The sequence below is a fragment of the Myroides phaeus genome, from assembly GCF_009799805.1.
Taxonomy (GTDB): Bacteria; Bacteroidota; Bacteroidia; order Flavobacteriales; family Flavobacteriaceae; genus Flavobacterium; species Flavobacterium phaeum_A.
Map to the genome: position 1 here is coordinate 837132 of NZ_CP047050.1, position 11533 is coordinate 848664.

Consider the following 11533-nt stretch of genomic DNA (forward strand, 5'->3'; position numbering starts at 1 on the left):
TAAACTCATTTTAATTAAAAAACCCACATATTTTATCAATATGTGGGTTCAAACTATAATAGTAATTATTCTTATTTTACTTCAACAGCTTCGTGAATTGGAGTTCCTATATTTCCATTAGGCACTTCTATTTTCAATATTTCAGCAATTGTAGGCGCAATATCTGTCATATGTGTTTCACGTAAAGTTTTACCGGGTTTAACTCCCCACCCCATAAAAACAGCTGGAATATGTGCATCATAAGATCCCCAAGTACCGTGTGTAGTTCCTTTTCCGTCTTTTTTCCCACTAAACCATTGTGGTTCTAAAATATATTGAATTACACCACTTCTCTTGATATTGTAACCATTTACAATACGTTCTCTTATCTTCTGTGGAATACTCGCTGTTGCTGCTTTATCCATATCAGTTACGAAAGCAATACCCTCAATCTTTTTAAACTCTCTTACAATGAATTCTCTTATATCTTCTTCATCAAGACCTTCTTTTTCAATTAAAGCATTGTTTAAGTGCACTTGATAGTTTGTCAAACTTTTGATAATTCCTTCGTGTTTAAATTTAGTTTGCAATTTCTCGTTTAATACTTTCTTTGCTTCTACCGTATTAAAATAACCAGCGTTACCTTTTTGATCTGCAAAATATTTAGGATTGTGTGCAGCACCGTGATCAGCAGTTAAAAAGAAAGTATAATTACCTTTTCCTACTTTCTCATCAAGATAAGCTAAGAAAGAAGCAATATCAGCATCAAGTCTTAAGTAAGTATCTTCTACCTCAATAGAATTAATAGCAAACTGGTGTCCAACATAATCTGTAGAAGATAAACTAACAGCTAAAAAGTCAATTGCTCCATCGACATTAGCACCCATTTTTTCACTTTCAATCGCTGCTTTTGCGAAATCTAAAGTTAAGCTATTACCAAAAGGAGTCGCTTTGATTAAATCATAACCATTGTCCTTTTTTAATTGCACTAAATTACGTGGGAACACAGGTTTCTCTTCTCCTTTGAAAGGTTCTTCATATAAATTATCATCAGCTGTACTTAATACGTAAGAATCAATAGGGTATAAAGTATTCCATCCATTCTTAAAGTATTTATCAGCTAACTTTTGCTTGTTGAAAGAATTAACCCATTTCGGCAAGTCTTTCATATAATATGTACTCGTAATCCAATCTCCAGTTGTACCATCTAACCAATAAGCAGCATTTGCGAAATGCCCCGCAGGAAGAATACCACCACGGTCTTTAATTGCAATACCAATTACTTTCGATTTAAAATTAGTTGCCAATCTCAATTGGTCAGTTACAGTAGAAACTAATAAGTTCTTAGGCGATTGTTTACCAATCTTACCTGCTCCACCACCAACTCCTTGTACATTATCATCTTGTGTACAATACATACTTTCACCTGTTGCTTGGATAATAAAGTCATTACCAGCGATACCGTGAATAGCAGGCACACTTCCTGTATAGATTGTACTATGTCCGATTGCTGTGTAAGTAGGAACATAATCTATATAAGTATTTTCACTTGAAAATCCTTCATTCAACAAACGCTTAAATCCATTGTCAGAATAGCGATCATAATAACGGTATAAGTAGTCCCATCTCATTTGGTCAACTACAACACCAACTACTAATTTGGGCTTTGGTAACGTTTCATTTGCTACTGCAGAAAGTGAAAATATGCAACCAATAGCTGCAAATAAAGTTGTTTTTAAATTCATCTGTAAACTCAATTTATATTATTGTGATAAGTGTTTCTTTTCCTTATTATACAAAACTATCAAACTCCAGTCCGTTTCTATCATAATTTCAATAAAAAGTTAGTTTTCTCAACTTTTTATTGAAACAACAACAAAGTAATTCTTCACATCATAAGATACATTAATTTAATGTTATCAATTAAAAAATAACAGCAATTTATATAAATCACACAACACTTACAGCATTATAGATAAGTGTAAACGCTATAATATCTGTACCTTTGCAATCAAACTTACATAAAAAATCAACAGATGAAATCAATTAAAGTAGTAGCTTTTGACGCTGACGATACACTATGGGTCAATGAGCCCTATTTTAACGAAGCGGAGAAACAGTTTTGTATCTTAATGGAAGACTTCCTAACTCATCAGAGCATCTCTCAGGTGTTATTTAAAACACAAGTAGACAACCTACCATTATATGGTTATGGAATTAAAGGCTTTACCCTTTCAATGATAGAGTCTGCATACAAAATTTCTAAAGGTACAGTAAACCAAAAGGTCATTGATAGAATAATTATTATTGGAAAAGAGCTTTTAACTAAGCCTATCGAATTAATTGATGAAGTTGAAGACGTTTTAGAGGAATTAAAGTCTAAATATAAATTAGTTGTCGCTACCAAAGGTGATTTGAAAGACCAACATAGAAAACTACATCATTCTGGATTAGGTCCTTATTTTCATCATATTGAAGTAATGACTGATAAAGAAGAAATCGACTATCAAAAATTATTAGGAAGATTAGACATTCAACCTGAAGAGTTTATTATGATTGGAAACTCGCTGCGTTCGGATGTATTACCTGTATTAGAATTAGGTGGACACGCAGTTCACGTGCCATTTCACACAACTTGGCTACACGAACATATTGACCACGAAATAAATCACCCAAACTTCAAAACAATTAAGAAATTATCTGAGGTAAAAGATATTCTTTTATAATAGAAAAGGGCAACCTCAACTGATTGAGATTGCCTTTTTTTTAATTCTAACAACTTACTTAAAATTTATATCCTACAAAAACACCGAAGTTTTGATTGTAGATTTTCTTATCATACATTCCTGTGTTTTCTTCTACACCAAATGTATTAGCATTATCAAACAAACTTGCAAAACCTCTTGAGAAGTTAGCTCCTACAAGCAAACCAAATTTGAATTGATATTCTATACCAGCAACAATACCGTAGTCCATTTTTTGCAAATACTTACTATCTTCTTGATCATCGTCAATACCTCCAAAAATAGAATGATCTTTATAAGAATTTCCTTCCTCATCAATAGCTGTTATTGATGAATTTAATAGCATATTTACATACGGACCTACATATACTTGTAATCCTTCTACTTTAAAAACAGCACTGATTGGGTTTAAACGTAAACTATGCATTTCTAACTTTGCACTGATTACTTCATCTTCAATCTCTCTATTAAAACCCGCTCCGTGATTTTGGTAAAATAACTCGTGTTTCAACCCAAAGTGTTTACCTATACTATTATCTACACTAACACCTGCAAAAAAATTATTACGAGCATCTACTTTACCATCTACTGCTAAATAGTCAACATCATTGCCTTTTAAAGTAGATTGTAACCACCCTACCTTTACAGCAAATGTAGTACGTCCTTTTACTTCATCATTTATATTTTGAGCACTTGCAGTTGTTATTCCTGCTAACACACAAAAACTTAATATTAGATTTCTCATAACTTACTTTTCTTAAAAATCAATGTCCCAAATACCTACTGCTTTCTCTAACTCCACTAATGCTTCTGCATAACCAAATAATGTTTCTGCGTACGCTTGCTGTGTTTCGTTATAAGTACGTTGTGCATCTAACACTTCCAATAAACTACTTGCTCCACGTTGATAGCTATATTTAATACCTTCAAAAACTTCCTTAGACTCGCTTAACATACCATTTTCAAATCGGAAAATTTGTTTTTGTTTCGTTAAGTAATTTCTATAAGCCTGTGTTATCTCTTTTTCAAGTTCTAACTCAATAGCGTTATATTCTAAGTCTGCTTGTCTTTCTTCATATAATGCTGTTTTTAAACCAGCGTCTTTTCTATTAGAAAACTTAAGTGGAATAGATATTCCTGCTTTAACAGCAGTATTCCCAGGTGTTGGAGCAACTGCATTTTTAACAAATGAGTTGTTCTCTACTCCTACGTTTAACCCTAAGTCGATCACACGTTCTGCCCTTGCTAAAGAAACTTGTCTACCAGCCACAACTTTATTTTGACGAGCTACTAAGAAATCAGCTCTATTATTTTGTGCAGTAACAATCAATTCATTCAAATCAAACAAACGGTCAAATTTATTAAACTCTCCTTTTGGAATATAAACCGAATCATTTCTATTTGCACTGATTATATTTCTAATTTCAACAAGACTATTCTCCCAAGTATCATCTGCATCTTGTAAATCGTTCCACATAGACTTAGCTTCCAATTTACTTTGAATAGCGTCTACTTTACTAATTTGTCCTAATGAAAAACGAATACTATCTGATTTAGCTACTTGTAACATTGATTCATAAGAGTCTTTTTGAATATCGAAAAGCATCTTATTTTGCAATGTTTCTAAGAATGCGATTGTAGATTCTGCACGAAGTGTTTGAAAAAACTCTTGCAATTCTAACTCTGCTAATACCTTTTGGTCTTTTGCTAAGTTCTTTCTCGCTTTTCTCTTTCCTCCCAATTCAAGATCCCAAGACAATTCTGCTTCAAAACCATACCCCATCTGCATACGTTTTTGTTGATTATCAGTCCAACCAAAACTTAATTCAGGATCTGGAAATACTTTTGCCGCTTGAACCTCAGCCTCAGCAATATCAATATTGTATTTCTCTGCAGCATAACTTAAGTTATTTGCTGCCATCTTACTCAAAAACTCTTGGTAAGTTAATACAGTTTTATTGGTATGCTCTTCTGTGTGAAGCTGTGCAAAAGCCGCTCCACTACAGAAAAACATTAATAAACTTGCTTGTATATATTTTTTAAAAACTTTCATATCTGATACTAATTTTCTTCCATTGCCTCTTCTGTAAAATCACTGTCTTTTCCCCATTTACGCTCTACTAAATAATAAAGAGCAGGTAAAACAAATAGTGTCAAGATAGTTGCAAACAACAATCCATAAACAATTACTGTTGCCAATGGACGTTGAACATCAGAACCAATTCCTGTTGCTAATGAAGCAGGGAATAATCCTAATACAGCTACCGTAGCAGTCATTAATACTGGTCTAAAACGTTGTTCTGCCCCAAGTAAAACTGCTTCTTTCAATGCTGTTCCTTTTCTTCGTAAGTCATTGATGTGGGATATCATAATTACCCCATTTTGAATAGCCACCCCAAATAGAGCAATAAATCCTACTGCAGAAGAAACGTTTAAAGACATTCCTCTAACATTCAGAGCTAACATACCTCCAAATAATGCTAATGGTACAACAATCATCAACAATCCTGCTTGTCTAAACTGTCCAAAAGCACCGTATAACAATACAAACATCAAACACAAAGTCAAAGGAATAATTACAGCTAAACGACTATAAGCACGGTTTTGGTTTTCAAACTGTCCTCCCCATTCAACTTGAAACTTCTCGTGATCGTAAGTTACGTTATCTTCAATCTTTTGATGAGCTTCTTTTAACAATGACGCTAAATCACGATTACGCACGTTTAACTTAACAGTTAAGTGACGTCTATTCATCTCTCTTGTAATTGTACTTTCTCCTGTACTTGTTCTAACATCAGCAACTTGTGAAAGTGGAATCTTAGCTCCTGTACTTGATGTCAACATTAAGTTAGCAATCTTTTCAGGTGTATTTCTACTCTCTTCTGTATATCTCGCACTAATATCATAAACCTTATTTCCAATAAAGATTTGAGAAATTGCTTTACCTCCAATAGCCACCTCAATTAACTCTGCTACATCTGAAACGTTTAATCCATACTGAGCAATTTTATCTCTATTCGCGTGAATTTGTAATTGTGGTAATGGTGGTTCTTGGTCAATTGCTAAATCTACTGCTCCATCTACTGTTTTCAATGTTTCTAACACTTCATTAGCAATACGTCTTGTTTCGTGGAAATCTTCTCCATAAACTTTAACCACTAATTCACTATGTGCTCCTGATATTTTATCCATTACCCCATCAATCATTGGTTGTGCAAAACCAACTGTAAACCCAGGTAATGACTCATATTCTGCAGCAAGTTCTTCAATTAAATCATCTTTTGTTTTTCCGCGAGGCCATTCTTTATAAGGTTTAATACCTACAGAACACTCGAAGTGAGAAGGAGTAAACGGGTCCGTACCATCATCATTTCTTCCTGCTTGAACCATCACGTATGTAACCTCTTCATATTTCATTGTTCTTGCTCTTAGCGTATCACTTAGCTCTTTTGATTTTTCTAATGAAATACCAGGCGGCAATGTTACTTGTAACCATATAGACCCCTCATCTAAAGGTGGTAAAAAGTCTTTTCCTACCTTTATACTTAATCCTACAGTAATAGCAAGGACAACTAATAAAGGTGCGAAAACTTGCTTTGGCTTATCTACAATCTTGATAATTCGATTGTGATATAAAGCTGTTAGTTTCTCTAACCATTTATTGTGATATATTTTTCTTGGCTTTCTATAAACAGCATAAGCTAAACCAGGAATTAAGATCAGGGCAACTAACAATGCTCCAACTAAAGCATAACCAACTGTAAATGCCATTGGTGTAAACAATTTCTTTTCTACACGTTCAAAAGCAAATAATGGTAAATATGCTGTGATAATAATCAACGTAGCAAAGAAAATAGGCTTAGCAACTTCTTTTGTTCGCTCACCAATTGACTTCTCCTTTAATTCTTCCTTTGGATTATCTTCCCTTTTCTTCAGTATGGATTCCATCATTACAATAGCACCGTCTACAATAATACCGAAGTCAATAGCTCCTAAAGACAATAAGTTAGCTGGAATATTAGTGAAATGCATCATTATAAATGCAAACAACAATGAAATTGGAATTGTAATAGCAACTAATAATGCTCCTCTCCAACTACCTAAGAAAACAATTAATACTATAATTACTAAGCTAATTCCTTCAATCAATGTTGTAGAAACCGTATGTAATGTTGTATCAACTAAATCTGTTCTATCTAAAAACGTATGTATTTTAACTCCTTCTGGTAATAACCCATTATTTAGTTCATCTACATAAACGTGTATTTGTTCTAATACAATAGAAGGATTTTCTCCTTTTAACAATAGGACAATTCCCTCAATACTATCTGAGTAATTACGTTCTTTATCAGTGTATCCTAAAACACCTTTTCTTTCAACATTTCCATACTTTAAACGACCTAAATCATTTAAAAAAACTGGAATACCATTCTCTGCCTTAACAACAATTTTACCAAGGTCCTCAAGGTCTTTTACTAATCCAATACCACGAACTACGTAACCTAAATCTCCTCTTGTTAATACACTACCTCCTGCATTTACGTTATTCTCCTCAATTGTCTCTGTTACATCACTTAAAGACAATCCATATTGCTCTAATTTATGCGGATCTAATTCAATTTGGAACTGAGTTGTAACTCCTCCAAAGTTAGTAACCTCTGCCACACCTGGCACTTGATTTAACTTTGGAATAATCATAAAGTTCTGTATATCTGTTAACTCGCGTAAACTATATCCTTCTCCTTCAATAATATAACGATATACCTCTCCAATTGGAGATGTTAGCGGATCAAGTTCTGGTGTTGCATCATACGGTAGCTCAACATCATTTAATCGTTCTTGAATACGTTGTCTTGCAAAATAGTCTTCAATACCATCTTCAAATACAATCGTAATCATAGATAATCCAAAAGTACTATTACTACGCATTACGTGCATACCTGGCATACCATTCAAAGCACGTTCAATTGGAATAGTAATTTGTAATTCTATTTCCTCTGCTGCTAATCCTGGCACCTGCGTTACTACTTGTGATGTTGTATCTGCAATATCTGGATATGCCTCTACAGACAATTGTTTCCAAGAATAATATCCGAAAATACAAAGTAACACAAACAATGCAGCGACAAGCCATCTCTTATGGATAGCGATGTCAATTATATTTTTTTTCATTACTGCGTTCCTTTATAAATTAATAAGATTGAGGTAAGTAAATTCCTCCTTCGCTCACAACTTCATCACCTTTTCCTAACCCTGATAAAATCACTGTTTTATCACCAGATACTCCACCAATTACAACTTTTTTCTTTTTGTATTTGTTTGTATCTACTTTCACAAAAACGAAAGAATCGTCTTCTCCTTGTAACACAGCTCTTGATGGTATTAAAATAACTTCTTCTGGTTGATCGATAAAACGAACATTCACATACATTCCTGGTTTTAGAATACGCTTTTCATTATCTACCTCAATTAGCACGTCAATACTTCTTGTTTCTTCATCAACAATTTCATTCACGTGATAAATAATACCTTCCATTGGTTGATTTGGATAAGCAGCTAATTCAACTTGTACCTTGTTCAATTTTGCTAAGTGTTGAATATCCTTCTCTTTAATTTTACCTACAATCCATATTTTACTCAACGAAGCAATTTTTACAACTGGGTCTGCATCGTCGTTAATATATTGTCCTAATACAATATTGTTTTCAAGTACTTCACCATTAATTGGAGAACGAACAGTTAATGCTTGTCCTAATACCAATGAATTTCCATCTACATTATAAATTGCCAATGCAGCTTTAGCATTGTCAAATGCAGCTTTAGCAATTGAATATTCTGTTTCAGACTCTTCAAACTCTTGTCTAACTCCTACTCCATTATTTAACAAGTCTTCTTGTCTTTTTAAGTTCAATGCTGCTTGCTTAAACTCTTGTTTTGAATCAAAATAATCTTTTTGAGCTTCAAAATAATCTGGAGAAGACACTTCAAAAAGTGGTGTATTTATACTTACCTTCTGTCCTAACTTAATAAAAGACTTTACAATTCGTCCTGAAAAAGGAGATGCTATCTCAGCATAATGGTTTGGAATAGCTTTAACTATTCCTGCAGTAACCAAATCAAAAGTGAATTGTTCTTCTGAAACGATATCAGTTTTTATTTTACTTTTTAAATTTGAATTTTCTGTCAAGGAGATAACCTGATTCTCTACGCTGTATTGGGCTGCATCACCTGCTTGTTCTTTCTTTTCTGAACAAAAACTTAGTAACACACTTACTCCTAAAATTCCAGCAAGTTTCAATGTTTTAGCCATTATGTTTGTTTTTTTATTTGTATTTATTTTTTATTCTTTTTTAACATCACTCTTAAAATGACATTAAAATTACTCAAAAACAAGGAGTTATCCTTAAATATCTCCTACCTTTTTAAGAATAATCAGCCTTCTGAAGACAAATCACATCTAAATCGTGCTTTTTTCATTAGTTTTTGTTTTTATTCTTAACTACAATAATTATGCTACTTTAAATTGAAGAAATAAGCTGCTAAACTGAAATAAATTAACAAACCTGAAATATCAACAATCGTTGTAATTGCCGGACTCGCAACAACTGCAGGGTCTCCTCCAAACTTTCTAACTATTAAAGGCAATGTTGCCCCAATAATTGTTGACGAAATAACTTGAAGTGAAAGAGCTAATGCAATTACTCCTCCTATGCTCACTAAAGAATAAGCCACTGGTATTTCTGTTTCCCAACTCAAGAAAACAACTTTTGCAAATGCTAACAATCCTAAACAAACTGAAAGCATTAAAGCAATTCTTGTTTCTTTCCACAAAACCTTTGCCCAAGACTTTAGTGTTACTTGTCCTAACGCCAATGCTCTGATGATAACTGTTGCAGATTGACTTCCTGCATTTCCTCCTGTATCTGCAACCATTGGCATATACAAAGCAAGTATCATCATCTGTGCTAATGCACCTTCATAACTATGAATAATAATTCCTGATATAATTCCTACAATCGCTAAGGTTACTAACCACACAACTCGTTTCTTAAAATGACCAAAAGTTGTTGTTCCATTATAATCTACCTCTTCATTACTACTCATTATACCCATAAAGCGCTCCATATCTTCAGTATGCTCTGCCTGAATAACATCTATCGCTTCATCGTGTGTTACTATACCAACTAATTGCTTTTTATCATTTATAATTGGTAATGCAACTAATTCATATTTATCTATTTTCTTTGCTACACTCTCACTTGATTCACTTACAAAACCGAAAACAAAATCACTATGTAATTCTTCCTCAACTAATACATCTGGCTCTGCAATTATCAAATCTTTTAAAGTAATAAACCCAACTAAAGTTTGATCTTCATTAACTACATACACATAGTAGATTGTCTTTTTAGACGGAGCATCTCTCCTTACTTTCTGAATTGCCTCAAAACAACTCATACTCTTAGAAACTGTCGCAAAATCTGTTATCATAATCCCTCCTGCTGTATCTGCTGGATAAGAACTCAAAGCAAGTACATCTTCTCTAATCTTCTTGTTTAAAAAAGGTAATAAATCAACTTGCTCTTGTTGTGTCAATAACTGAAATAAATCAGCGCGTGCATCAGAAGGCATTTCTTCAAAAATCTTTGAAAACAACTTCTTACTCACTTGTTGGAAAAAAGATAATTGCTTTACTAATGGAAACTCAGCAAAGATTTCTCCTTGCTCTTCTTTACTAAACTCATTGAATAAAATCAGCAAGTCTTTATTATCCATTAAACTAATTGCTTCACTAACATCTACTGTTGGCATCTTTTTCAATACTGGCACCATCAGCATCATTTGATCTAATCCTTGAAAATCTTGAGCCATTTTTCTCAATGTTACTTTTTCATTTTTATATAATCTCATCACATTCAGTTTTAAAGGTTAGTAAGTAGTCAACTCCCAAGTCACTTCAGAAACTCCATATTCCAAAGAAACTTTACTCGTCACTTTTTCTAAAATATCGTCTTTTCGACCTAAACAATAGATTTCAAATTTGAGATATGAAAAAGCAGGATTACCATTGTCTGTACTTTTTAAAGATCGCAATTGCAACTCCCTTTGCTTTTTTAAACTTTCTAAAACCATCACTCGAATGTGATTTTCAACTTCTTCTTTACACCCTACTACTATTTCATAGTGAACCTCTGATGAATCTATATCACTTTCAAACGACATCTTATTCATCAATGTTCCTATTGGTCGTAATAATAAATGGGCACTTACAATTAAAACAGCCATTACAATAGCCTCTTGCCACAGTCCTACCCCACACATTGAACCTACAGAGGCAGAACACCAAATTGTAGCAGCTGTATTGAGTCCTCTTATACTAAAGCCATCTTTCATAATCACACCAGCTCCTAAAAAACCGATTCCACTCACAACATATGATGCTACTCTACCTACTGCAGTCCCTCCTATTTGATAAGACATCAATACAAATCCGGCTGCTCCTATACATACTAATGTATTGGTTCTTAATCCCGCACTTTTCTGTCTTACTTGTCTTTCTGCGCCAATTAAAGCCCCTAAAACAAAGGCTAACGCTAATCTTCCTATAAATACTGAAATCAACATAATAACAACTTTTTATTCTTTCTTAATAATCATTGCTCAATGAGGATCAGAAAGAAAGTTTAACAATCATTCGTCTTAAAAAAGGACTCTAATTCCATAACTTCTGTTTTTTTTGACTTGGCAAAAGTAGAGGAATAAGCCTCCGATGGCTATTAGAAAGCTTTTAGAAAAAAATTAGAATTCTA

General features: G+C 33.4%; 8 protein-coding genes. 1 reads left to right on the forward strand and 7 read right to left on the reverse strand.

Features of this window, described 5'->3' with window-relative positions; genetic code table 11:
- Window positions 1-71: 71 nt before the first annotated feature.
- Window positions 72-1724, reverse strand: a complete 1653-nt coding sequence (gene pafA / locus GQS07_RS03845) for an alkaline phosphatase PafA (RefSeq protein WP_158209685.1) — start codon at window positions 1722-1724, stop codon at window positions 72-74.
- A gap of 291 nt (window positions 1725-2015) precedes the next feature.
- On the opposite strand from pafA, the gene GQS07_RS03850 reads away from it, so the two are divergent.
- Window positions 2016-2705 (forward strand): HAD family hydrolase, encoded by a 690-nt coding sequence (locus GQS07_RS03850; RefSeq protein WP_158209686.1) that lies wholly within the window; start codon window positions 2016-2018, stop codon window positions 2703-2705.
- Window positions 2706-2763: 58 nt separating this feature from the next.
- Here GQS07_RS03850 and GQS07_RS03855 read toward each other — a convergent pair whose 3' ends face one another.
- The 6 genes from GQS07_RS03855 to GQS07_RS03880 form a co-directional block, all read right to left on the reverse strand.
- Window positions 2764-3468, reverse strand: coding sequence for an outer membrane beta-barrel protein (locus GQS07_RS03855; RefSeq protein WP_158209687.1), 705 nt, complete (start codon window positions 3466-3468; stop codon window positions 2764-2766).
- Window positions 3469-3480: 12 nt separating this feature from the next.
- Entirely contained in the window at window positions 3481-4776 is a 1296-nt protein-coding gene (locus GQS07_RS03860) for a TolC family protein (RefSeq protein WP_158209688.1), read from the reverse strand.
- Between the two features lie 8 nt (window positions 4777-4784).
- Window positions 4785-7895 (reverse strand): efflux RND transporter permease subunit, encoded by a 3111-nt coding sequence (locus GQS07_RS03865; RefSeq protein WP_158209689.1) that lies wholly within the window; start codon window positions 7893-7895, stop codon window positions 4785-4787.
- Window positions 7896-7914: 19 nt separating this feature from the next.
- The gene (locus GQS07_RS03870) at window positions 7915-9033 is read right to left on the reverse strand and encodes an efflux RND transporter periplasmic adaptor subunit (RefSeq protein WP_158209690.1); all 1119 of its coding nucleotides are present in this window, start codon (window positions 9031-9033) and stop codon (window positions 7915-7917) included.
- Window positions 9034-9236: 203 nt separating this feature from the next.
- Window positions 9237-10634 carry a magnesium transporter gene (gene mgtE / locus GQS07_RS03875; protein WP_158209691.1) on the reverse strand — a complete coding sequence of 466 codons (1398 nt, stop codon included), beginning with the start codon at window positions 10632-10634 and terminating at the stop codon, window positions 9237-9239.
- An 18-nt stretch (window positions 10635-10652) separates the two neighbouring features.
- Window positions 10653-11348, reverse strand: coding sequence for an MgtC/SapB family protein (locus GQS07_RS03880; protein ID WP_158209692.1), 696 nt, complete (start codon window positions 11346-11348; stop codon window positions 10653-10655).
- Window positions 11349-11533: the final 185 nt, after the last annotated feature.

Bases quoted from the DNA above. Each gene is read 5' to 3' on its own strand.
- GQS07_RS03860 (WP_158209688.1), bottom strand. From the start codon at position 4,776: ATGAAAGTTTTTAAAAAATATATACAAGCAAGTTTATTAATGTTTTTC.
- GQS07_RS03880 (WP_158209692.1), bottom strand. From the start codon at position 11,348: ATGTTGATTTCAGTATTTATAGGAAGATTAGCGTTAGCCTTTGTTTTA.
- GQS07_RS03865 (WP_158209689.1), bottom strand. From the start codon at position 7,895: ATGAAAAAAAATATAATTGACATCGCTATCCATAAGAGATGGCTTGTC.
- GQS07_RS03855 (WP_158209687.1), bottom strand. From the start codon at position 3,468: ATGAGAAATCTAATATTAAGTTTTTGTGTGTTAGCAGGAATAACAACT.
- GQS07_RS03870 (WP_158209690.1), bottom strand. From the start codon at position 9,033: ATGGCTAAAACATTGAAACTTGCTGGAATTTTAGGAGTAAGTGTGTTA.
- mgtE (WP_158209691.1), bottom strand. From the start codon at position 10,634: ATGAGATTATATAAAAATGAAAAAGTAACATTGAGAAAAATGGCTCAA.
- GQS07_RS03850 (WP_158209686.1), top strand. From the start codon at position 2,016: ATGAAATCAATTAAAGTAGTAGCTTTTGACGCTGACGATACACTATGG.
- pafA (WP_158209685.1), bottom strand. From the start codon at position 1,724: ATGAATTTAAAAACAACTTTATTTGCAGCTATTGGTTGCATATTTTCA.